The sequence below is a fragment of the Microlunatus speluncae genome (assembly GCF_009299835.1).
GTDB classification, from domain to species: Bacteria; Actinomycetota; Actinomycetes; order Propionibacteriales; family Propionibacteriaceae; genus Microlunatus; species Microlunatus speluncae.
In genome coordinates this window covers 522487-543431 of sequence record NZ_VKCZ01000019.1, presented here as the reverse complement: position 1 = coordinate 543431, position 20945 = coordinate 522487, and the positions used below count along the sequence as shown (strand labels likewise).

Below are 20945 nucleotides of genomic sequence, written 5' to 3'. Positions count from 1 at the left end.
GGTCCCGACCGGACTTTGTGACCGTTCCGGAATTGGAAGTCACCCATCCGTCAGGCATGCTGTGCGGGTGGCTGAGGGCGAGCGGTTGCCGAAGGTCGTACGAATCATCGGCGGGGTCCTGTTGATGGCGGCGTTCGTGATGATCTGTCTGTACGTGGTCACTCGCTACGCCGGCTACTGGGGCGTGCCGATGTTTTCCTTCCGCTCCGAGAACGACTCGGTCTGCACCAACAACTTCAGCGGCTACACCTGCAAAGAGGTGTCGCTGGCCGACGTCGAGTTCTACGGCGAGGTCGACCTCCCCGACGACAGCACGGTGGTCGAGGGTACGTACACGGCGACCCACGACTACGACCTCGAGGTCACGGTCCACGTGCCGAAGGCCTCGGCGGCCGCCGCGCTCAAGGCGCTGAACGGCTCCTTCGGGCCGTGCCGCGACCACGTCTCACCGCTCGACACCGAAGGCCTGACCCAGTTGTGCGCGATGACCAACGACGATGTGTACGGCGGCAAGGACGAGCGCAACCAAACCCGGCTCTTCAGCGTCGGCACCGGAGTCCGTAAGGACGGCATCCGCGTGATCACGATCAGCGCCAAGTCGCGCTGACCGTCGGCGCCCTAGCGGGGATTCGCCACCAGCCAGTCCTCGAACCGCGTGTCGAAGATCGTCGCATCGTCCCCGGGCAGCAACGTCCGTTCACCGAGTACAGCGTCGAAGTACGGTGCGGTCGGATCGGTCACCACCCGGCGCGGATCGCGGTCGGCGGTCAGCGCCAGGCCGATCAGTTGATCAAGGCCGAACGTCTCCGGTCCGGCCACCTCGCGGATGCCGTCGACCGGGTCGCCGGCGGCAGTCACCGCGACGGCGGTCGAGACGTCGGCGGCGGCGATCGGCTGGATCAGCGCGCCGGACAGCCGCACGGTCTGGTCGACCGTGCCGCGGTCGGCGATGCCGCGGACGAACTCGAAGAACTGGGTGGCGTGCACGATCGAGTACGGCAGCCCCGATCCGGTGATCAACTTCTCCTGCTCGATCTTGGCCCGGAAGTAGCCGCTGTCGGTGAGTCGCTGGGTGCCGACGACGGACAGCGCGACATAGTGACCGACCCCGGCCCGGGTCGCGGCGTCGATCAGCCGGGTGGTGGAGGTGGTGAAGAAGTCGAGCACCGCCTGGTCCTCGAATGGGGGCGAGTTCGTCACGTCCACGACCACCTGGGCATCGGCCAGGGCGGCGTCCACGCCCTCTCCGGTGAGCGTGTTGACCCCGGTGCCGGGCGAGGCGGCGACCGCCTCGTGACCGTCCGCGCCGAGCCGGGTCACCACCTTCGAGCCGACCAGACCGGTCCCGCCGATGATCACGATCTTCGCCATTGCTGCCCTCTCGCGCGTCTCGCCGGCCAGGATCCTCGCCGGTCACTCCCCCAGACCGGGCAGCCCGTCGAACTGTGACAACTTGTCGGGGTTCAGCTGCCAGCACACCTCGTCGATCCCGTCCGGGCCACCGGACACGGTCAGGATCCCGTACACGACGCCGTCCCTGATCAAGACCGCGGAGTCCTGGCCGTTGAACGATCGCCGTTCGATCGTCGCCCCGGCCCAGAACCGGTCGGAGAAGGCGCAGACGACCCGCGCGATCCGCGCGCCGCCGGCCAGCGGATAGCGGGCCGCGCGCACCCGGCCGCCGCCATCGGAGTAGGACCTGGCGTCCTCGGTCAGCATCGTCTCCAGGGCGTCGAAGTCGCCGGCCTGGGCGGCGGTCAGGAACGCGTCCAGCAGCCGCCGCTGCTCGGCGCCGACGACGTGGGCCCGGGACCGGCCGGCCAGGTGCTTGCGGGCCCGGCTGACCAGCTGGCGGACCGCGGCCGGCGTCTGCTGCAGCATCGACCCGATCTGGTCGTACGGATAGTCGAACGCCTCGCGCAGCACATAGGCGGCCCGCTCCACCGGGGTCAGCCGCTCCAGCAGCATCAACACTGCGGACTCGAGCACCGCCGCCCGCTCGGCCCCGAGCGCCGGATCCGAGCTCGTGTCGACCGGCTCCGGCAGCCACGGCCCCGGATAGGTCTCGCGCCGTTTCCGGGCCGATTCGGCGACGTTGAGCGCGAGCCGGGTGGCGATCGTGACCAGGAACGCCTCGGGATTGTCGACCGTCTCGTGCGGATAGTCCTGCCAGCGCAGCCAGACGTCCTGCACGACGTCCTCGGCCTCGGCCACGCTGCCCAGGATCCGGTAGGCGATGCCGAACAACCGCGGCCGCAGCCGGTGATACTCGGCCTCCGCGGGCGACTCGGTCCCGGTGATCACGGTCGTGACAATACCCGGCGGCACCGGCCGGGTTTAGGCTCGGAGCACCTTCAGGTCCGAGTTGCGGAGGCTCGTACGCGTCATGGTCGTGCTGATGATCATCGCCGCCTGCTATGGCGTGCTGCAGCTGGCGGCCTTGGGGTCGGTCACCCGATCGATCCGGGTCACCACCCTGCTGCTGGCCGCGATGGCCGGCGCGTACGGCTGCGGCATGCTCGCGCTGATCGGCGAGATCGGTTACACCCGGATGGTCGCGATGATCACCGGCGATCAGCTCTACGACGTGATCCGGACTGCGTCACACACCGTCGACCCGTTCATCGAGGAACTGGTCAAGGTTCTGCCGTTGATCTTGATCGCCTGGTTGGCCCGCCAGTTGCGTCAACAGTGGGGCGTCACCGACTACCTGCTCGTCGGGGCAGCGATCGGCACCGGTTTCGCCTGGATGGAAGCGATGCTGCGGTTCGCCGGAGACGCGAGCCGGGCGATAAGCGACAACGCCGGTGGGTTCCTGCTACTCAGCCTTTCGCCGCCGCAGTTCGCCGGGATCGGCCCGACTCTGTTGACCTGGCTGCCACCGCCGGTCCGGACCGCCGACATCCTCGGCCTGGCCGGAGCATCGGTAAACCTGCATCTGGCCTGGACGGCGTTGGCGGGTCTCGGGCTCGGCCTGGTGGTCCGGATGCGCGGTCCCTGGCGGCTGCTTGGACTCCTGCCGCTGCTGTACGCGTGCATCGACCATGCCGTGAACAACTACGCGATCGTTAGCGTCCAGGACGGCTTCGTGGAGTGGCTGCTGTCGGTCGCCGAAGCGCTGCGGAATGTGCTGCCATTCCTGGTCCTGGTCGGCCTTGTGCTCGCAGTCGGAATCGACCTGTTCCTTCTCCGGGACGTACGCCGAGCCAACCTGCAGTTGATCACCACAGCGGAGCGGAACAGCAAGGCCGGGGCCCTGGTGCTGTTCCGCTACGCGACGCTTGCTCCGCCCTTGTCGGCACTGGCCGCAATCCGGTTCGCGCTGGCCCGCCGTTCGGTCCGCTACGCCCTCGCCGCCCGGCCCGACGATCCACCGCCGCTGCAAGCGACCGTGGTCGAGATCGCGGCCCTGATCGACGCCTCTTTCTCCCGGCAGGCCTGGCACAGCCAGCAGATCAAGGACCTGCGGCCGACGATCGACCTGGCCAAACTGATCACCAACTGGCGGGTGATCGTCTGGCTGATCCTCGGCGTGCCCCTGTTCCTCTACTTCGTCCTCGGCGCCACCCCGGCTACGAGCGGCGTCCAGGACCTGCTCGGGTCACCGGTGATCTTCGTCGCCCTGGTCACGCTGACGGTGCTCGCGATCGGCTACGGCGGCTGGCAACTGGGGCGGCTGATGATCAGCCTGCGGCAACGTGATCATGGCGGTTGGGGCGAAGACGTCCTGCGCACCGGCCTACGGATCTCGATCGGCGCCGCCGCCCTGCTCGGCGGGTCCGGGGCAGTGGTGCGCGCCCTGACTGGCACTCCCGGGCACGGCCGTGCGATCTACACCTTCCACATCCTCGAAGCGTTGGGCGAGGCGCTGCTGGTCGTCGCCATCCTGATGGCGCTGGCCGGGCTGTTCATCATGTTCCCGCCCGGCGGCGCGGTCCTCGCGGTCGCTGGCGGCGGCACCGTGGCCTCCGGTGCCGCGGTTGCCGGCATCCTCAAGATCGCCGCGATTCTCGGACTCAGTGGCATTGCCCTGATGGCGGCGTCGCAGCGGGGCGGGCACAGCAGTGGCGGAGGCCGGAAGGGTGAACCACCACGCAATAATCAGGCCCAGAACAAGCAGGCCGACAGCGCGATCAAATCTGCCGAGCGCGAGCTCGGACGCCGACTCGACAAGGACGAGAAGCAACGGGTGCACCGAATGATCTCCAAGCAGGGATACACCAGAGACGAGATCATCGACTTGATCCTCTCGGAGTTCGGATGATCAGAACCGATGGGGATGGGGAGGGAACTAGATGAACGACCACGGAACTCCGGAGTCCGCCGCCGCCGGCATCATCGGATTGAGGACCTGGGGCGCGGAACAGGGCCACGGGAGTTTTCTGGACCTCCAGTTCGGCGAAGCCCGACCCGACGATCCTGAGCGGGGTGCCTACCACCTCTGGATCTATCAGTGTATGTGGCGCATTGAACACGGTTCAGAACTGGGCGCCGGATCGGAGGACTCTGCTGAACGCATCGCGGCAGCCCTCGCTCGGCTGAACGGAAGCCCTGTGACCGCGATCAAGATCGCTCGGCCGTCTCTGTCAACGACCTTCGAGTTCGGTGAATCGCGTCTGATCACCTTCGAGACCTACACCGATGCCTCAACAGACGATCCCGAGCAGTGGATGCTGTTTCGTCCGGACCGTCAGGTCGTCAGTGTCGGCCCCGGCGCGTCCTGGCGCGTGTCACCGCAAGATCAGCCCTGAGCCCGATGATGAGATGTGAAATGACTGATCCGACGACTCCTGAAGCGGCGATCGACAGCCTGATCGGGCGCGAGGTCTGGGGCGCGCGACGGACCGGCGAAGGCATCGTGCTGGAGTTCGGCACGCCCGCCACTGACGCCCCGGACCGGGGTGAGTACCAGCTACGGCTTTGTCGGTGTTCCTGGCGTATCGAGTTCGGCGATGAGCTCGGCGCCGGAGAGGAGGACTCCGACGACAGAATCGACGCCGCTGTCGGAAGCCTCGACGGTCGTGCCCTGACCGCGGTGATCTTCGAGCAGCCATCCCTGTCCACGACCTTCACTTTCGGTGATGCCCGGTTGATCACCTTCGAGATCTACACCGACCCTCAGGTCGATGGCACGGAGCAGTGGATCCTGCTTCGGCCGGACAATCAGGTGCTCGCGGTCGGACCGGGCAAGAACTGGCGGCTCTCGCCGGCCGATCAAACCTGAGGCGGTGCGTCCGCCACGACGCCGTCGGGCCAGGAGAACCTGATGCAGCCGGGGTTGCCGTTCAGTCGCTCGGGAATGCCGCCCGGTGGCGGCACCAGGGCGCGTTCGACGGCGGTGCCGCCGATGGCGCGGTAGAAGCCCTGTGCCCGGGAGTTCTGCTCCAGCACCCAGAGATACATGGCCGGGCGGCTGGCGCGCTCGGCGATGATCCCGCAGGCCTCGGCGACGAGGATCCGGCCGATCCCCGAGCGCTGCTGGGTATGTCGGACGTGCAGGTTGTCGATCAGGCTGCCCCACTGTGGATCATGATCAAGAAACGTGTGGGTGAAGCCGGCCAACTCGCCGCCGTCCTCGGCCAGGATCGTCGCCGTACCTTCCGGTGCCGCGAACCGTTCGGTCCAGACCGCGGTCCGCTCGGACAGGATGTCGCCGTCCAGATAGGCATCCGCGTACGCGCCGCGGTAGTGCCGGCGCCAGCTGTCGGCGTGCAGTTCCGCGACCCGTCCGGCATCCTCCGGGCGGGCGGCGCGGAGGCGGATCGATGACGGTTCCGTGGCGGTCACACCATGATCATCTCAACGCAGCGCCGGGGCCTCCGCTGCCGTACCGACAGTCGAGACCCAGCGGCCCGATCAGCTGGTCGCCGCGCCGGCTGACGACGCGCGCGGGGTGATCTGGGCCGGGCCGGCGTACCGGGCCCAGGCGACGAAGGCGGAGCCGAGGCAGGCGAGGATCGTCTGCCAGGTGATCGCCGGAGTGCCGGTGGCGAAGTTGGCGATCGTCGCGGCGAGCATGGTCAGCGAGAGCAGCGCGGCGGCGATCGGTGTCAGGATCGGCAGGATCCTGGTCGCCGCCGGCACGATCAGCCCGACTGCGCCGATGATCTCGGCGATGCCGGCGATCTTGAGCGCCATCACCGGAATGCCGTTCGTCATCGCCTCCAGCGCCTCCATCGGAGGCAGGGCCTTGCCGAACCCGACCATCAGGAAGTAGAGGGCGAGCAGCCCGGACACGATCCACACGGCAATCCTCATGATGCACCCTTCTCGCGCCGTTACGAACGTGCGCAAAGATTAGCGCTGTTGCCGCGGGAATCACCGCACGTGCAGACCGATGTCGCCGTCGCCGGCGGTGGCATCGATGGTCCGGGTGGCGGCCGGATCGTTCTTCAAGGTGCTGTCCACCGAGCCGTCGTCGACCTTCGTGGTGATCTTGTACGGCCCGTCCGGCGCGGCCACCTCGATCTTGCCGTCATCGGTGTGCGCGACCACGGTCTGCGGCGCGGTCCCGAAGTCGAGCTCGACGTCACCGTCCTCGGACCGGGCGGTCACCCGGGGCGAGCTCAGCCCGGTCGCCCGGACCGATCCGTCGTCGGTGGCCAGGCTCAACACGCCCCGGGCGTCGTCGATCTCGATGTCGCCGTCCCGGGTCTCGATGGCCAGCTCGGCGGCGTAGCCGGTCGCCCGAACCGTGCCGTCCTCGGCCCGGACCCGGAGCTTGGTGTCGGACGGGACCTCCAGCCGATACCGGAGATCGCAGTTGACGAACATGCCGTGGCAGCGTGAGGTCAGCCGGAGCGTCCGGTCCGACTCCATCCGCCAGTCCAGCCCGGCGTCGCCGAACAGTTTGTTGGTCTTGAACCAGCGGGTCACCGAGACCTGGCGCTGCTGGCGATCGACCGGCACGACCTCGACGTCGCCGTCGTTGGTGATCACGGTCAACTCGGGACCGGTGAAATCGAAGTTCTTCTGATCCGGGACCTGCCCCCGGATGGTGGACCAGCCCGCACTGATCCCGACGATCGCGAGCAGGGCCACGACGACGATGACGACACGTTTGCGGTTCATACCGAAGAACCTAGGCAAGATCAACAGTCTGCGGAATCAGGCCACCCACCGACTCCGACCTCGGGTTTTCCCCACCTCGGCCCAGGACCGCCACCGGCCGTCACGCAGACGACCCGGGAGACGGCCAGTCGCCTGGCGTCTCCCGGGTCGGTGCGGGTCGAACGGGTGGATCAGCGCGCGGCCGTGCCCTCGACGTAGTCGTCGTCGTGGCTCTTCACCCAGGACATCAGGTCACGCAGCTTGTGCCCGACCTCTTCGATCGGGTGGGTCTCGCCCTGCTTGCGCAGCTTGGCGAACTCGGGGCCGCCGGCATCCTGATCGTCGATGAAGCGCTTCGCGAAGGCGCCGTTCTGCACGTCGGTGAGGACGGCCTTCATGTTCTCCTTGACCCGGGCGTCGATCACCCGCGGGCCGGAGACGTAGTCGCCGTACTCAGCGGTGTCGGAGACACTCCAACGCTGCTTGGCGATGCCGCCCTCATACATCAGGTCGACGATCAGCTTCAGCTCGTGCAGGCACTCGAAGTAGGCGACCTCCGGCTGGTAGCCGGCCTCGATCAGCGTCTCGTAGCCGGCCTGGACCAGCGCGCTGGCGCCACCACAGAGGACGGCCTGCTCACCGAACAGGTCGGTCTCGGTCTCCTCGGTGAAGGTGGTCTTGATGCCGCCGGCGCGGAGGCCGCCGATGCCCTTGGCGTACGAGAGCGCGAGGTCCCACGCCTTGCCGGTCGCGTCCTGCTCGACCGCGACCAGGACCGGGACGCCCCGGCCCTCGGCGTACTCGCGGCGGACCAGGTGGCCCGGGCCCTTCGGCGCGACCATGGCCACGTCGACGCCCTCGGGGGGCTTGATGTACTCGTAGCGGATGTTGAAGCCGTGGCTGAAGAACAGCGCGTCGCCCGGCACCAGATTGGGCGCGATCGCCTCCGCGTAGACCTTGCGCTGCGAGGGATCCGGGGTCAGGACCATGATCAGATCGGCCTCTTCGCAGGCCTCGTACGGGGTGACGACCCGGAGGCCCTGCGCCTCGGCCTTGGCCCGGCTCTTGCTGCCCTCCTGCAGGCCGACGCGGACGTCGACCCCGGAGTCACGCAGCGACAACGCATGCGCATGACCCTGGCTGCCGAACCCGAGGACGGCGACGTTGCGTCCCTGGATCACCGACAGGTCGGCGTTGTCGTCGTAAAACATCTCTGCTGCCACGTTGTTCAATCTCCTCAGGTGTTCGGGCGTAGTGCCCAGGAATCGGCTAAGACACTACTCGTATGGGTTTGGTCCGCTCGGACCGGATGGTGCGGTCGGTGATCGACCGGCTGCCCCGGCCGACGGCGACCAGCCCGGACTGGACCAGCTCCCGGATCCCGTACGGCTCCAGGAGTTTCAGCAGCGCGTCCAGCTTCTCCGGGCTGCCGGTCGCCTCGATCGTCATCGCGTCGGCGGTGATGTCGACCACCTTGGCGCCGAACAGGCCGACGATCTCGATCATCTGGCCGCGGGTGTCGGCGTGCGCCTTCACCTTGACCAAGATCAACTCGCGGCGTACGGCATCGTCCAGCTCGACGATCTTGAGCACCTCGATCAGCTTGTTGAGCTGTTTCGTCAGCTGCTCCAGGATCATGTCGTCGACGGTGACGACGACCGTGATCCGCGACATCTCCGGAAACTCCGTGGGCCCGACCGCGAGCGAGTCGATGTTGAACCCGCGGCGGGAGATCAGGCTGGAGATCCGGGCCAGGACACCCGGCTTGTTCTCGACCAGCACGCTCAGCGTGTGGGTGTTCACAGGTCCTCGCCCTCCCAGTTCGGGGCCATGTCACGGGCCACCTTGATGTCGTCGTTGCTGGTGCCGGCGGCGACCATCGGCCACACCATGGCGTCCTTGTGCACGACGAACTCCACCACCACCGGCGCGTCGTTGATCGACATCGCCTTGTCGATCACCGCGTCGACGTCACCGGCCTGCTCGGCCCGCAACCCGACACAGCCCATCGCCTCGGCCAGCTTCTGGAAGTCCGGCACCCGGTTGGTCTTCAGGTCGGTGTTGGAGTAGCGCGAGTTGTAGAACAGCGTCTGCCACTGCCGCACCATGCCCAGGCTCTGGTTGTTGATCACCGCGATCTTGACCGGAATCCCTTCCAGGGCACAGGTCACCAGCTCCTGGTTGGTCATCTGGAAGCAGCCATCGCCGTCGATCCCCCAGACCACCGCATCCGGCAGCCCGGCCTTCGCCCCCATCGCCGCCGGCACGCAGTAGCCCATCGTGCCGAGACCACCGGAGTTCAGCCAGTGGCCCGGCTTCTCGAACGGCAGGTAGTGCGCGGCCCACATCTGGTGCTGGCCGACGCCGGCCACGTAGTACGCATCCGGACCGGCGATCTGACCGATCCGCTGGATCACGTGCTGCGGTGACAGGCTGCCGTCCTCCGGCTCGTCGTAGCCGGTGGGATAGCGCTTCTTGATGTCGATCAGCCAGGACACCCAGTCGTCGATCCGCAGCGGATCCCCGGTCGCGGCCAGCAGCGCGGTCAGCTCGGCGATGACCTCCTTGCAGTCGCCGACGATCGGCACGTCGGCGATCCGGTTCTTGGAGATCTCGGCCGGGTCGATGTCGGCGTGGATGATCTTGGCACCGGGAGCGAACGAGGGCAGGTGCCCCGTCACCCGGTCGTCGAACCGGGCACCGAGCGAGATCAGCAGATCGCTGCGCTGCAAGGCGCCCACGGCCGCGACCGTGCCGTGCATGCCCGGCATGCCCATGTTCAGCGGATGACTGTCGGGGACCATGCCCCGGGCCATCAGCGTGGTCACCACGGGCATCCCGGTGAGCTCGACCAGGGCGGCCAGCTCCTTGGCCGCGCCCGCCTTGAGCGTGCCGCCGCCGACGTAGAGCACCGGGCGCCGGGCCTCCATGATCAACTTGGCGGCTTCCTTGACCTGCTTGCCGTGCGGCTTGGTCACCGGCCGGTAGCCGGGCAGGTTGAGCTCGGTCGGCATGTGGTACTCGGACTTGCTCTGCAGCGCGTCCTTGGTGATGTCCACCAGCACCGGGCCGGGCCGGCCGGTCGTCGCGAGATGGAACGCCGAGGCGATCGCGCCGGGGATGTCGGAGGGCTTCCGGACCAGGAAGTTGTGCTTGGTGATCGGCATCGTGATGCCGGTGATATCGGCTTCCTGGAAGGCATCCGTGCCGATCGCCGGGCCGGCGACCTGGCCGGTGATCGCCACCATCGGCACCGAGTCCATGTGCGCGTCGGCGATCGGGGTGACCAGGTTGGTCGCGCCCGGACCCGAGGTGGCCATGCAGACGCCGGCCTTGCCGGTCACCATGGCGTAGCCCTCGGCCGCGTGCCCGGCGCCCTGCTCGTGCCGGACCAGGATGTGCCGGACGAACTTGGAGTCGTAGAGCGGGTCGTACGCCGGAAGGATGGCGCCACCCGGAATGCCGAAAACGGTGTCCGCGCCTACGTCTTCGAGCGACCGCACCAGTGACTGCGCTCCGGTCAGCTGAGTGCCCTCAGCCTCATTCTCAGCCATCACAACTCCTTGCCTTGCAGTTCAGACGATTCATGATCGTTTCTGCGTCCGTATCCGTGCGTACCCAAGAAAAAACCCCCGCCGCCGGTAGGCAGACGAGGGAGCGTGTCGGTTGAGTGCGACTCAATCGACACGCTTTGGAAGTACGACAAGGCTGGCGCGCATGCCCACACCCTACCCCGGCCGATCATCGTGTCAATCGCGCTCCGGGCCCGTCTTGGCATCCGGATGGACCCTCGGACGCCCTACATTCTCGGTGGTCACGGCGTGGTCCGGCGTCGATCGCCGGGAGACGTTGCGTAAAGTCGCGAGGGTGTCGTGCATCAGCTTCCTCTCCCCCGAACAGCGAGCCACGCTGGGTCAGGTCACCTGCGAGCTGAGCCCGGACGAGATCCGCGCGGCCCATCCGATGCCGCCGGTGACCGCCGGCACCCTGCACCGGATCCGGCTGATGGCAGCGAGCCCCGACCCGCAGATCCGGGCCGCCGCCGCGAGCAAGCGCCAGACCCCGCCGGAGACCCTCGAGGCACTCGGCCGCGACACCGACCTGCTCGTCCGGAGCAGCGTCGCCCGCAACGACGGCGTCGCGCCGGAGGTGCTGCGACGGCTGGCCGGGGATCCCTCGGCCCAGGTCCGCGGCTGGGTCGCCGCCAACCGCGTCTGCCCCCTCGACGTGCTCGACGCCCTGGCCGACGACCCGGACGACACCGTCCGCAAGGTCGTCACCTGGGCCCGCTCCTGGTAAACCCCGCCGACCCGTCACTTATGCACGCGTTTTTGCGGCGTGTCGGTGCACAAGTGACGGGTCAGCGTGGGCGGCGCTGGTCGCGGGGCGGGAGTGGATGCCGTACGTTCTGGTCGGCCGGGCCGGCCTGATACCAGTAGGCGACGGTGGAGATGTCGTCGTTGCGTTCGAAGTGGCCGTGATCCCAGGCGCCGATCTGCTGCAGCGTGACCCGGAGCCGGCTGGTGAAGATCACCGGATCGGGAAGCTGCCAGCGGTACATCCCGTGCGACTGTGCTGTCGGGGTCGCGAACGGTGAGGCCTGCGTCGTGTCCTCGGCCGAATAGAACGGATAGCCGCAGTACGGCGCGCTGAAGGTGATCGGGTTCGGCACCGGGTCGCGGCGCAGCGCGTCCTGGAACGCCCAGGCTCCGCCGGCATAGTCCTCCAGGCCGGTGCTGCACTGGGTCGGATACTCCTGGTCGTCGTCGAGATAGAACTTCAGCTCGCCCTCACCCCACCAGTAGCGCTCCAGCGCGGTCAGCCCGATATAGCTGCCGACAAAGGATCCGGCGCCGGTCACCCCGTCCAGCAGGACGTGGTCCTGGCCGAGCGTGCCGGTGCCGTTGCTCCGCCGCCACTGCGCGTGGAACGTCGCGGTGTCCTCGCCCAGCTCGTCGCCGACGGTGTAGTCGATCTGGTAGTAGATCCCGTCGACCCGGCCCGGGTGCTCGTTGGTCAGCTCGATCCGCGCTCGGCGGCGAAACGGCATCGGGAAGTAGCAGTTCATCCCGCCGGTCGGCGCGACCACGATCGGCACCGACGTGATCAGGGCGCGTTGACCGAAGCCGTTGCAGAAGAAGTCGCCCAGCGGGACCTCGACCGCCGGGTCGACGGCGTCGTCCCACCAGATCCGCAGCACCAGATCGCGCAGCACCCACGGTCCGGCCGAGGTCCGGTCCGGGACGGTCAGCCACACGTGCCGGATCGCCCCGGGGCCCTCGATCTCCGCCAGCGTCGCCGTCTCGCCCGCGTCGATCCCGATCGCCGGCCGCCCCTTCCGCGACGGTCCCAGCGCCGACGCCTCCATCGCCGCCCGGCCCGGCGCACCCGTCGGATTCTCGGCGTTGATCGAACGGCTCCGGACCGCGCCGGGGGCGCGGGTGATCATGGTCCAGTCGGGCGAGGTCATCGGCTGCTCCCGGTGTGTGTAGGTCGAGACGTCCGATCCTCACAGGAGACGCGCCTGGCTCGCCTCCCGGGTGCCCGTGGACCGGAACACCTGGTCACCAAGTCGACGCCAAGGGCAGCCCCCGGGGCCGAATGACGGCTGGCTCGCTCGGGCAAGGTGCGGTGATCGGACCTGCCCTTCGACAGGCTCAGGGAACGGACCCCAGCCGGGTGCCCGCCTCACGCAGGTGAGTCCGCCGCAGGCCAGGGAGTGTTCGTTCCCTGAGCCTGTCGAAGGGCAGGTCCGCTCGCCTCCACTCTCGTGCCGTCGCCGGCCCACCCACCCCATCCCCGAGTTGTTAGAACTGGGTTGCCCTATGGCACAACTCAGTTCTGACAACTCGGAAAGGGGGTTGCGGTTGAGGGCTGGGCGTACGCTCCGGGAATGCGCGGTGCGCTTGCTTCGCTGGGGATGATCATGGTCGCCCTGCTGACCGGCTGCACGCCCGAGGCCGGGCCGGTCGAGCCGGGACCGACCCGGTCCGAGACGCCGGCGAGTGGTCCGCCGAGCACAGCACCGACTCCGCGGCCCAGCCCGTCGACGGCGAGCCCCACCCCCACTCCGACGCCACCCCCGGCCGAGGTGTCGGCGGGGCGGATCCTGGCCGACATCGAACGCCTGGCCGGTGACATCGGGCCGCGGGAGGCGACATCGAAGGCGTTCTATGCGGCGGCCGAGCTGGTCGAGACCCGGTTCGACGACCTCGGCTACCGGACCAGCCGGACCGAGGTCGAGGTGCCGGCCGGCAACAGCTGGGGCACCCGGGTCCGGGCCGGGACCTCGGCCAACGTGATCGCCGACTCCCCCGGCCTCGACCCCGAGCGTGATCATGTGGTGATCGGAGCCCACCTGGACACCGTCCCGGTCGCACCCGGGGCCGAGGACAACGCGTCCGGGATCGCGGTGATGCTGGAGTTGGCCCGGCTGGCCGCCACCGAGCGGCCGGAGGTGCCGGTCAGGTTCATCGCCTTCGGAGCCGAGGAGCCGCGCGGCGACGGCGACGCGTTGCACCATTTCGGCTCGCAGCAGTTCGTCGCCGACCTGTCCGGTGCCGAGCGCCGCGCAGTCCGCGCGATGGTGTCGTTGGACCGGGTCGGCGTGCGGGCCGACTACGTGCCGGTCTGCCGCGGCGGGTCGTACGGCCGCGACCTCCAAGATCAACTCCGGGCGGCGGCGCGCGCCGTGAGGATCACCACACGCTCCTGCGAGAACCGGTCCAGCGATCACTGGTCGTACGAGAAGGTCGAGATCCCGGCGGCGCGGCTGGGCAGCATCGCATACGCCGGCTACCACTCCCGCGACGACGTGCCGTCGGTCGTGAATCGGGGGCAGCTCGATCGGGTCGGCCGGCTGATGTGGTCCTGGCTCGGCCGGCTCAGAAGTTGATCATGGTAGGGCGAAGGGCCCGCGGCTGTGCTCGGCGATGTCGGCCAGGATCGACGCGGCCCGGCTCTGACTCGCCGGGCGGGGCGTGAACGCGTCATCGATCCGGTACGGCACAGGCTCCACCGCCTTCACTTCGCCGTCCCAGGCGACGATCTCGACCAGGATCCCGTCCCGCGTCTTGGTCTGGAAGTCCATGTCGAAGACGAAGTTGCCGAGCGAATGCACCACCGTGGTGTCGCCGAACCTCTCCCAGCCCTGCACCCAGTGTGGATGGCCGCCGATCACCAGGTCGGCGCCGGCCTCGGCGAACGCCCGGGCTGCCTGGCGCTGGCTCTGCTCCGGCACGTGCGTGTATTGGGTGCCCCAGTGCGGGACGACGATCACCAGGTCGACCTGCTCGGCCAGCCGCCGGAGGTCGCCGCTGATCCGGTCCAGCGCGGCCCGGTCCAGCGGCCCGGTGCGGGGCGGCATGTTCAACCGGTTGGTGCCCGGCCGGCTTCCGGTGGCGGCCGGGGTCTCGCCGATCGACTCGGTGCCGACGAACCCGATCTTGATCTTGCCGTCGGTGATCACCGCGGGCTGCCGGGCCCGTTCGAGGTCCGGCCCGGCCCCGAACCAGCCGACGTCGGAGTCGTCGAGCTCCGCGAACGTCTGCAACATCGCGGCACGACCGTAATCGCCGACGTGGTTGTTGGCCAGCGAAACCAGGTCGAAGCCGGCCACCTCCAGCCCGGCGAGGATCTCCGGATCGGCACCGAAGGAGTCGCCGCCCTGGGTCGGTTCGCCGTCGGTGGACAGCGTCGATTCGAGATTGCCCACGGTGATCTCGGCCGCCGCCAACCGTTTCGCGTACGGTCGCAGCGGCGCGGCCGGGTCGTCCCGGTGGGCCTGCCCGACCCGCCGGGTCAGCATGATGTCGCCGGCGATGGTGATCGTCGTGACCTCCCCGACCGGACGGTCAGAATCGGCGGTCAGCGGGTAGCTTTCGACGTCGCGTAACGGATGCCGGCCGTCAACGGTGAGCACCCGTACCGTCTCGTCGACCTCGCCGGCCGGCACCGCCGCGATCACCGACCGGCTGCCTCGGACCCGATCAAGATCAGCACCGACCGCGGTGAACCGCATGCCCTCGATGATCACCGGCCCGGTCGCGTCCGCCACTATCGCCCGGGCCGCCGCGGCCGTCACGTCGAGCACCGGATGGGTGGCGTGTACGGCCAGCGCCACCGGCATCCGATGCTTCGGCGGAGTGGAGCTCGGCGTCGGCGACCGGCTCGGAGTTCCGGCCGACGACGTCGCCGGGCCGGTGCCGGCCGGGGTGGTCGGCGGCGACGTCGTCGGCAGCGCAGCGGGAGCAGTGCAGCCGACGAGCAGCAACCCCGCGGCGAGCCAGGTCCGCCTCATTCACCGAGTCTAGGTGTCGCAGATGTGACACTCGTTGGGCCGAACAGCCCTTTCCAACGGTGGAAGGCTCAACGAGCGTCACATTTGCGACATCACCCGGCGGTACCGGGCCGGTGACGTGCCTAGTGCCGCCTTGAAGGCCTGGCCGAACGCCGACCCGGAGCGGTAGCCCACCTCGTTGGCCACCCGGTCGACCGAGAGGTCGGTGCTGGTCAGCAGGTCGGCCGAGTTCATCATCCGGATCGCGGTCAAGAGGGTCGCAACGGTGGTGCCGGTCCGCGCGGTGAAGCGCCGGTTGAAGGTGGCGCGGGACATCGCAGCCGCGGCGGCCAGTCGGACGGTGGTCCACGGCTCGGCCGGGCGCTCGACCACCCCGGCGATGACCCGGCCCAGGACGTCGTCCCCCATCGCGGTCCACAGCGCCGGGGTGCCGAGCCGCTGCTCGGGCCGGCTGCGCAGCGCCATCGCCAGCACGGCATCGAGCACGCCGGCCACGATGGCTCCGGTGCCGGGACCGTCCCGCTGAGCCTCGTCGCGCAGCACCTCGGCCAGCGTCAGCGCGGCCCGGTCCAGCGACACGTGCAGCAACGGCGGCAGCAGCCGAAACATCAGCGCACCCGCAGCTCCCTGGTGGCGATAGTGGCCGCAGAACAGGTCGAGCTCCGGGCCCGCCCCAACCGAACGCCTGGTCGCGAAGCTCTCGCCGGCCCGCTCGGTCATCGGCCGTCCGAGATCGCCGGCAGCCGTCACCCGGTGGGCTTCGCCGTGCGGGAGCAGCACCAGGTCCCCGGGCGCCAGGTCCACGGTCCGGCCGCCGGTGGTAATCCGGCAGCGCCCCTCCAGCACGAGATGGAACGGCACCTCTCCCGAGACGGCCGCCGGATGGTGCGACTCGAAGCTCCCGGCCAGCAGGCAGCGTACGTCGACGACACCCTCGAGCCGGGCCAGCCGGATGATCTTGCTCAGCTGATCCATCAGCGCGCGATCTCACCCAGCCGGCGCCGGACCTCGGGCACCACCTCGGCGGCGAAGGCGGTCACCTGGTCGACCGATTGCCGCTCCGGCCAGAACACGAAGCCGGTGAACTGGTGGTCGGTGGCCAGCCGGGTCAGCGCGTCGGCCCACTGGGTGACTGTTCCGCGGACGGGCTCGGCGCCCCGGTCGAGGCTCGGCCAGCCCGGTGCGGCGGTGATCGTGCCGACCACCTGGGCGATCCGGCGCACCGAGCCGAGGTCGCGACCGGCCGCCGTCGCCGCCTCGTCGATCAGCCGGTTGGCCTCGCCCCACTTCTCGTACGGCAGATAGCTGGGGATCGGCGCCGCCCAACCGTCGGCGACGGCACCGGTGAGGGCCAGCGCCTTCGGCCCCTGGGCACCGGTCCAGATCTCGATCGGGTGGGCCGGCGCCGGCCCCGGGGTGAGGCCGGCCACGGAGTAGTGATCACCGGCAAGGCGGACCGGGCGCGAGTCCTCCGCCCATAAGGCGCGGATCAGGGCGATCGCCTCACCGAGCGCCGCGTTGGCCTGCCCCGGCGTGCGGCGTGGCACCCCCATCCGGGTGATCGCATCCCAGTAGCCGCCGGCGCCCAACGCCAGCTCGAACCGACCGCCGGAGCTGAGGTCGAGGGCTGCGGCCGTCTTGGCCAGCACGGCCGGCGGCCGCAGCGGGAGGTTGGCGACGTCCGGGAAGACGCTGATCCGGCGGGTTCGGGCGAGCACGTCGCCGGCGACGACGAACGTGTCCAGGTAGTCCGACACGTACGGATGATCTTGGATACCGATCAGGTCCAGCCCGCCGTCGTCGGCGGCCGCCGCGAAGGCCCGGTTGGCGGTCACGTCGGTCGTCGGCACCAGGGACACACCGAATCTCAGCTCGTCGCGCACAATGCTCCTTTGATCGTCACTAATCGTGACTATCATAAACCCTGACCATATCCGCCGACCCTGAGCCGATCTCGGCCGAATGTGAGCCGCTCCCGCCTGGACACCCACCTGACCCACCGAAAGGCTGGGACCCGACTCCGCGACGGGCCCGACCCGACCAATTCCCTACCACGCCGAGGATCTGACGACGTGAGCTTCGACATCATGCCCGGCCGCTACGAGATCGACCCGGTGCACTCCACGATCATGTTCTCCACCCGGGTGTCCCGGCAGGCGTTCGGAGTGATCGGCAACGTGGCCAAACGGGCGGACCGTTGTTGATCAGCGATGCGACCGACCTGACCCTCGAGATCCAGGCGATCACGCCGGTCTCAACCCGATCCTGACGAGTCCAAGTAGCAAAGGAAATCCAGCGATGGCCGTGATCGAACTGACCACCTTCACCGTGTCCCCCGAGCGGACTCGGGGGATGCTCGACGCCCGGGCCGGCATGGTCGCCGACTTCCGGGCCGACCGGCGCGGCTTCCTGTCCGCCCGGCTGGTCCGGCTGGACGAGACGACTTGGCTCGATGTCGTCGAGTGGACCGACGACGCCGCCTGGGACGAGTCGAAGCTCAAGGGCGCGAACACCCCGGGGATCGCGGCCTTCTTCGGCACCATCGACGGGCTGGTCGACGCCCGGCGCGGGGTCCGGTACGACGACGCCGAGGAGGCCGGGCGCCGAGTCCGTACGATCGCCTACGGCACCGAGCCGTCGCAGGTCGGCGAGCTGTATCTGCCCGACGGGGCCGGGCCGTTCCCGGTCGTGGTCGTCGTGCACGGCGGCTACTGGACGGCCATGTGGGACCGGCGCCAGATCACCGACGTCGTCGACGACCTGGTCGGCCGCGGCTATGCGGTGTGGAACGTCGAATACCGCCGGGTCGGCGAGCCCGGCGGCGGCTGGCCCGGCACGTTCAGCGACCTCGCCGCCGCGATCGACGCCCTGGCCGGACTGGATCCGGCCCTCGACCTGAGCCGGGTCGTGCTGCTCGGCCACTCGGCCGGCGGGCACCTGGCCGCCTGGGCCGCGCACCGCGGATCGCTGCCGGCCGAAGCGCCCGGCGCCGATCCCAAGATCATTCCGGTCGGCCTGGTGTCACTCGGCAGCCCGCTCGATCTGGTGGCCGCCGACGCGGCCGGCTTCGGTGTCGTCCTGGCCGATCCGGATGCCGAGCCACCGAAGGACGCACCGGAACCGGCGCGGCCGGACGCCTGGCCCGCGGTGTCCGCGGCGGTCGGCGACGGGATCCTCAACCTCCTGCTCGGCGGACGGTTCGCCGAGCAGCCGCAGCGGTACGGGTGGGCGTCGCCGCTCGAGGTTCCCGGGCCCGGAGTGCCGGTGCTCGCTGTCCACGGCACCGCCGACGAGGCCGTACCGGCCGAATGGAGCAGGCGCTATGTGGACAAGATCAAAGCGGCGGGCGGCGATGCGCGCTACGTCGAGGTCGACGGCGGCACCCACTTCGACGTCGCCCAGCCGGCACACTCGGTCTGGCCGACCGTCACCGCCTGGATCGAGCAGATCATGGCCGGCCCGGGCCGCCGATGATCGGCCACAAGATCACGAAGCGGTGTTCGACGAGGCGTGGCGTCGGCCCGGCAGCACGACGGTCGACCTACCACCGGTGCCGGTGAACGAGGTGCTGGCCGAGCGCTACGACGTGCAGCCGCCGTTCAACCGTCGCCGTCGGGGCCGAGGTGCTGGCGTTGGTGTTCGGTGACGTCGATCAACCGCCGCTTGAACTGCCGGTAGGCCCGTTCGCCGAGCCGGTCGGAGTGTCGCCGCTGGATGGCGGCCATGATCGAATCGGCTGCCGTCATCTGAGCCAGGCCGCGCTCGGTGGGGCAGACCAACTTCGCGCGGCGATCACTCGGGTCCGGCCGCCGCTCGACGTACCCGAGCACTTCGAGCTCGTCGATCAAGGTGCCGATGATCTGCTTGTGCTGACCGGAGAGCCGGGACAGCTCGGTCGCCCGGACGCCTTCGGCATCGAGGTAGGCGAGCACGGCGCCGTGCCGGTGGGTCAGGTCGTCGAACCCTTGCTCGGCCAGGGTGCGGAACAGTTCCCGCTGCACGGCGAAGAGCAGCCGGCCCGCCAGCACGCCGAGATCGGGATCGGTCGCGTTGCGCTCGGCTCGCGTGACCATCGCCCTCCCCTCACCGGAACCTTCGCCAGTACCTTAGCGACCGTTCACCGCGGTCGGCGGCGCCGAGTTCAGGGGCGCCGTGGGTGATCAGCGGACGGGGGAAGACGCCAGCACCTCGTTGAACGCCTCCGTGGAGGAGGGGTGGGTGTAGATCGAGTCGCACAACTCGCTCGCGGTCACCCCGTGCCGCATCGCCAGCGCGACCGTGTTGATCAGCTCCTGCGAGTCCACGCTGAGCAGGGTCGCGCCGAGCAGCAGGTCGGTCTCGCGGTCGACGACGAACTTCATCAGTCCTCGGGTCTCGCCGACGATCTTGGCCCGTGGCATGGCCGCGATGTCGGCGACCGCCTTCTCGTACACGTCGATCGCCAGACCGCCGTCGCGGGCATCCCGCTCGGTGAGGCCGACTCGGGAGAGCGCCGGGCTGGTGAACACCGTGTACGGCACGAACCGCCGGTCCGCAGTCGATCGCTCGCCTCGGCCGGTGAGCTGACCGGCGACGATCCTGAAGTCGTCGAGGGAGATGTAGGTGAACTGTGGGCCGCCGTTGACGTCGCCGATCGCGTAGATGTGCGGCTGACTGGTGCGCAGGAACTCGTCCACCTGGACCGCGCCCCTGGGGGTGGTGCGGACGCCGGCTTGATCAAGACCGAGGCCCTCGGTGGCGGGCCGCCGGCCGGTCGCGACCAGCACGTCGTCGGCGGCGATGGTGTGCGTCGCCCCGCCGGCCTCGTAGCTGATCTCCACCGCGTTGTCGAGATCGCGCACCCCGGTGGCCCGGGCGCCGGCCACGAACTCGACGCCCGCGCCGCGCAGGATGGCGGTGACGGCCGCGGTGACGTCCTCGTCCTCGTGCGGCATGATCCGTGGGGCGGGGTCGAGCACGGTGACCGCACTGCCGAACTGGGCGTAGATCGACGCGAACTCCGTCCCGACGTAGCCTCCGCCCATGATCACCAACCTTTCGGGCAGATGATCGATCTCGATCAGCTCGGTGCTGGTCAGCACGTGATCACTGGTCCGAAGACCCGGCACGTCCGGGATCACCGGCACCGCACCGGTGTTGATCACGATCGTGTCGGCCGTGAGGTCGAGCACATCCACCCCGGCTGTGACCCGCACCGTCTGGGAGTCCAGGAACGTCGCCCGGCCGGTGATCACCACGACCGAATCGAGGGTGTCGAGCATGGCAAGGTTATTGGCCCGCAGCATTGTCGTCAGTTCCCGCGTCTCCTCGACCGCCGTACGATGCCACTCCCCCGGATCGCCCCGGCCCGGCCGCCGCTCCGCGTGATGCACCAGCGCCTTGGTCGGCACGCAACCGATGTTGATGCAGGTCCCGCCGTACATCGCCGCCGACTGCTCCACCATCGCCACCCGCCGGCCCAGCCGACCCAGGCTCGCCGCCAGCGTCTTTCCACCCTTCCCGAACCCGATCACCAGCAGGTCGAAGTGTGTGTTCTCCATGCCTGCATGATCCACCGGTCGCCCGGCACCGACCACGCACGATGAGCTCGGATTCT

General features: G+C 69.1%; 22 protein-coding genes. 8 read left to right on the top strand and 14 right to left on the bottom strand.

Annotated elements, in window-relative coordinates:
* Positions 1 to 67: 67 nt before the first annotated feature.
* A complete protein-coding gene (locus FNH24_RS24780) occupies positions 68 to 607 on the top strand; it encodes a hypothetical protein (RefSeq protein ID WP_152364891.1) in 540 nt (179 codons plus the stop codon).
* Between the two features lie 11 nt (positions 608 to 618).
* Here the strand turns inward: FNH24_RS24780 and FNH24_RS24775 are convergent, their stop codons facing one another.
* Both FNH24_RS24775 and FNH24_RS24770 read right to left on the bottom strand, forming a co-directional pair.
* Positions 619 to 1371, bottom strand: a complete 753-nt coding sequence (locus FNH24_RS24775; RefSeq protein WP_152364890.1) for an SDR family oxidoreductase — start codon at positions 1369 to 1371, stop codon at positions 619 to 621.
* A 42-nt stretch (positions 1372 to 1413) separates the two neighbouring features.
* Positions 1414 to 2304 carry a sigma-70 family RNA polymerase sigma factor gene (locus tag FNH24_RS24770; RefSeq protein WP_217428490.1) on the bottom strand — a complete coding sequence of 297 codons (891 nt, stop codon included), beginning with the start codon at positions 2302 to 2304 and terminating at the stop codon, positions 1414 to 1416.
* Positions 2305 to 2398: 94 nt separating this feature from the next.
* Between FNH24_RS24770 and FNH24_RS24765 the strand changes: the two genes are divergently transcribed.
* The 3 genes from FNH24_RS24765 to FNH24_RS24755 all read left to right on the top strand — a co-directional run bounded on the left by FNH24_RS24765 (position 2399) and on the right by FNH24_RS24755 (position 5224).
* Positions 2399 to 4264, top strand: coding sequence for a PrsW family glutamic-type intramembrane protease (locus tag FNH24_RS24765; RefSeq protein ID WP_161606299.1), 1866 nt, complete (start codon positions 2399 to 2401; stop codon positions 4262 to 4264).
* A 31-nt stretch (positions 4265 to 4295) separates the two neighbouring features.
* Positions 4296 to 4751 carry a hypothetical protein gene (locus FNH24_RS24760; protein WP_152364888.1) on the top strand — a complete coding sequence of 152 codons (456 nt, stop codon included), beginning with the start codon at positions 4296 to 4298 and terminating at the stop codon, positions 4749 to 4751.
* A gap of 107 nt (positions 4752 to 4858) precedes the next feature.
* Positions 4859 to 5224, top strand: coding sequence for a hypothetical protein (locus FNH24_RS24755; RefSeq protein ID WP_152364887.1), 366 nt, complete (start codon positions 4859 to 4861; stop codon positions 5222 to 5224).
* Here FNH24_RS24755 and FNH24_RS24750 read toward each other — a convergent pair.
* The 6 genes from FNH24_RS24750 to FNH24_RS24725 form a co-directional block, all read right to left on the bottom strand.
* The gene (locus FNH24_RS24750) at positions 5215 to 5787 is read right to left on the bottom strand and encodes a GNAT family N-acetyltransferase (RefSeq protein ID WP_217428488.1); all 573 of its coding nucleotides are present in this window, start codon (positions 5785 to 5787) and stop codon (positions 5215 to 5217) included. The two genes, FNH24_RS24755 and FNH24_RS24750, sit on opposite strands and share 10 nt — an antisense overlap.
* Positions 5788 to 5856: 69 nt before the next feature.
* Positions 5857 to 6258 (bottom strand): DoxX family protein, encoded by a 402-nt coding sequence (locus FNH24_RS24745; protein WP_152364886.1) that lies wholly within the window; start codon positions 6256 to 6258, stop codon positions 5857 to 5859.
* Positions 6259 to 6318: 60 nt separating this feature from the next.
* Entirely contained in the window at positions 6319 to 7071 is a 753-nt protein-coding gene (locus FNH24_RS24740) for a DUF4097 family beta strand repeat-containing protein (RefSeq protein ID WP_152364885.1), read from the bottom strand.
* Positions 7072 to 7241: 170 nt separating this feature from the next.
* Positions 7242 to 8261, bottom strand: coding sequence for a ketol-acid reductoisomerase (ilvC, locus tag FNH24_RS24735; RefSeq protein WP_152365071.1), 1020 nt, complete (start codon positions 8259 to 8261; stop codon positions 7242 to 7244).
* 58 nt (positions 8262 to 8319) lie between these two features.
* On the bottom strand, positions 8320 to 8853 hold the full coding sequence (gene ilvN, locus FNH24_RS24730; protein ID WP_152364884.1) for an acetolactate synthase small subunit: 534 nt from the start codon (positions 8851 to 8853) through the stop codon (positions 8320 to 8322).
* Positions 8850 to 10604, bottom strand: coding sequence for an acetolactate synthase large subunit (locus tag FNH24_RS24725; protein WP_152364883.1), 1755 nt, complete (start codon positions 10602 to 10604; stop codon positions 8850 to 8852). Before FNH24_RS24725 ends, ilvN begins: the two co-directional genes overlap by 4 nt.
* Before the next feature lie 313 nt (positions 10605 to 10917).
* On the opposite strand from FNH24_RS24725, the gene FNH24_RS24720 reads away from it, so the two are divergent.
* Complete coding sequence (locus tag FNH24_RS24720; protein WP_161606298.1) at positions 10918 to 11349, top strand: hypothetical protein; 432 nt, start codon at positions 10918 to 10920, stop codon at positions 11347 to 11349.
* Positions 11350 to 11410: 61 nt separating this feature from the next.
* On the opposite strand, the gene FNH24_RS24715 is transcribed toward FNH24_RS24720, so the two are convergent.
* On the bottom strand, positions 11411 to 12520 hold the full coding sequence (locus tag FNH24_RS24715) for a glycoside hydrolase family 172 protein (protein WP_152364881.1): 1110 nt from the start codon (positions 12518 to 12520) through the stop codon (positions 11411 to 11413).
* Between the two features lie 423 nt (positions 12521 to 12943).
* On the opposite strand from FNH24_RS24715, the gene FNH24_RS24710 reads away from it, so the two are divergent.
* Positions 12944 to 13945 carry a M28 family metallopeptidase gene (locus FNH24_RS24710; protein ID WP_246187052.1) on the top strand — a complete coding sequence of 334 codons (1002 nt, stop codon included), beginning with the start codon at positions 12944 to 12946 and terminating at the stop codon, positions 13943 to 13945.
* On the opposite strand, the gene FNH24_RS24705 is transcribed toward FNH24_RS24710, so the two are convergent.
* The 3 genes from FNH24_RS24705 to FNH24_RS24695 all read right to left on the bottom strand — a co-directional run bounded on the left by FNH24_RS24705 (position 13946) and on the right by FNH24_RS24695 (position 17232).
* Positions 13946 to 15349: a CapA family protein gene (locus FNH24_RS24705; RefSeq protein ID WP_152364880.1), complete on the bottom strand. Its 1404-nt coding sequence runs from the start codon at positions 15347 to 15349 to the stop codon at positions 13946 to 13948.
* A 78-nt stretch (positions 15350 to 15427) separates the two neighbouring features.
* A complete protein-coding gene (locus FNH24_RS24700) occupies positions 15428 to 16324 on the bottom strand; it encodes a cupin domain-containing protein (RefSeq protein ID WP_152364879.1) in 897 nt (298 codons plus the stop codon).
* Complete coding sequence (locus FNH24_RS24695; RefSeq protein WP_217428487.1) at positions 16324 to 17232, bottom strand: LLM class flavin-dependent oxidoreductase; 909 nt, start codon at positions 17230 to 17232, stop codon at positions 16324 to 16326. The genes FNH24_RS24700 and FNH24_RS24695 overlap by 1 nt, the downstream gene beginning before the upstream one ends.
* A 189-nt stretch (positions 17233 to 17421) precedes the next feature.
* Here FNH24_RS24695 and FNH24_RS32495 point away from each other — a divergent pair, with 189 nt between their 5' ends.
* Positions 17422 to 17553, top strand: coding sequence for a hypothetical protein (locus FNH24_RS32495; protein ID WP_281351078.1), 132 nt, complete (start codon positions 17422 to 17424; stop codon positions 17551 to 17553).
* A 94-nt stretch (positions 17554 to 17647) separates the two neighbouring features.
* The gene (locus FNH24_RS24690; RefSeq protein WP_152364877.1) at positions 17648 to 18823 is read left to right on the top strand and encodes an alpha/beta hydrolase family protein; all 1176 of its coding nucleotides are present in this window, start codon (positions 17648 to 17650) and stop codon (positions 18821 to 18823) included.
* Positions 18824 to 18948: 125 nt separating this feature from the next.
* Here the strand turns inward: FNH24_RS24690 and FNH24_RS24685 are convergent, their stop codons facing one another.
* The gene (locus FNH24_RS24685) at positions 18949 to 19422 is read right to left on the bottom strand and encodes a MarR family winged helix-turn-helix transcriptional regulator (protein WP_152364876.1); all 474 of its coding nucleotides are present in this window, start codon (positions 19420 to 19422) and stop codon (positions 18949 to 18951) included.
* An 87-nt stretch (positions 19423 to 19509) separates the two neighbouring features.
* The gene (locus tag FNH24_RS24680) at positions 19510 to 20889 is read right to left on the bottom strand and encodes an FAD-dependent oxidoreductase (RefSeq protein ID WP_152364875.1); all 1380 of its coding nucleotides are present in this window, start codon (positions 20887 to 20889) and stop codon (positions 19510 to 19512) included.
* Between the last annotated feature and the right edge of the window lie 56 nt (positions 20890 to 20945).

Excerpts from the sequence above, each read along its gene's own strand:
- FNH24_RS24705 (WP_152364880.1), bottom strand. The coding sequence starts at position 15,349 with ATGAGGCGGACCTGGCTCGCCGCGGGGTTGCTGCTCGTCGGCTGCACT.
- FNH24_RS24760 (WP_152364888.1), top strand. The coding sequence starts at position 4,296 with ATGAACGACCACGGAACTCCGGAGTCCGCCGCCGCCGGCATCATCGGA.
- FNH24_RS24775 (WP_152364890.1), bottom strand. The coding sequence starts at position 1,371 with ATGGCGAAGATCGTGATCATCGGCGGGACCGGTCTGGTCGGCTCGAAG.
- FNH24_RS24680 (WP_152364875.1), bottom strand. The coding sequence starts at position 20,889 with ATGGAGAACACACACTTCGACCTGCTGGTGATCGGGTTCGGGAAGGGT.
- FNH24_RS24740 (WP_152364885.1), bottom strand. The coding sequence starts at position 7,071 with ATGAACCGCAAACGTGTCGTCATCGTCGTCGTGGCCCTGCTCGCGATC.
- ilvC (WP_152365071.1), bottom strand. The coding sequence starts at position 8,261 with ATGTTTTACGACGACAACGCCGACCTGTCGGTGATCCAGGGACGCAAC.
- FNH24_RS24725 (WP_152364883.1), bottom strand. The coding sequence starts at position 10,604 with ATGGCTGAGAATGAGGCTGAGGGCACTCAGCTGACCGGAGCGCAGTCA.
- FNH24_RS24745 (WP_152364886.1), bottom strand. The coding sequence starts at position 6,258 with ATGAGGATTGCCGTGTGGATCGTGTCCGGGCTGCTCGCCCTCTACTTC.
- FNH24_RS24690 (WP_152364877.1), top strand. The coding sequence starts at position 17,648 with ATGGCCGTGATCGAACTGACCACCTTCACCGTGTCCCCCGAGCGGACT.
- FNH24_RS24685 (WP_152364876.1), bottom strand. The coding sequence starts at position 19,422 with ATGGTCACGCGAGCCGAGCGCAACGCGACCGATCCCGATCTCGGCGTG.
- FNH24_RS24765 (WP_161606299.1), top strand. The coding sequence starts at position 2,399 with ATGATCATCGCCGCCTGCTATGGCGTGCTGCAGCTGGCGGCCTTGGGG.
- FNH24_RS24700 (WP_152364879.1), bottom strand. The coding sequence starts at position 16,324 with ATGGATCAGCTGAGCAAGATCATCCGGCTGGCCCGGCTCGAGGGTGTC.
- FNH24_RS24710 (WP_246187052.1), top strand. The coding sequence starts at position 12,944 with ATGCGCGGTGCGCTTGCTTCGCTGGGGATGATCATGGTCGCCCTGCTG.
- FNH24_RS24715 (WP_152364881.1), bottom strand. The coding sequence starts at position 12,520 with ATGACCTCGCCCGACTGGACCATGATCACCCGCGCCCCCGGCGCGGTC.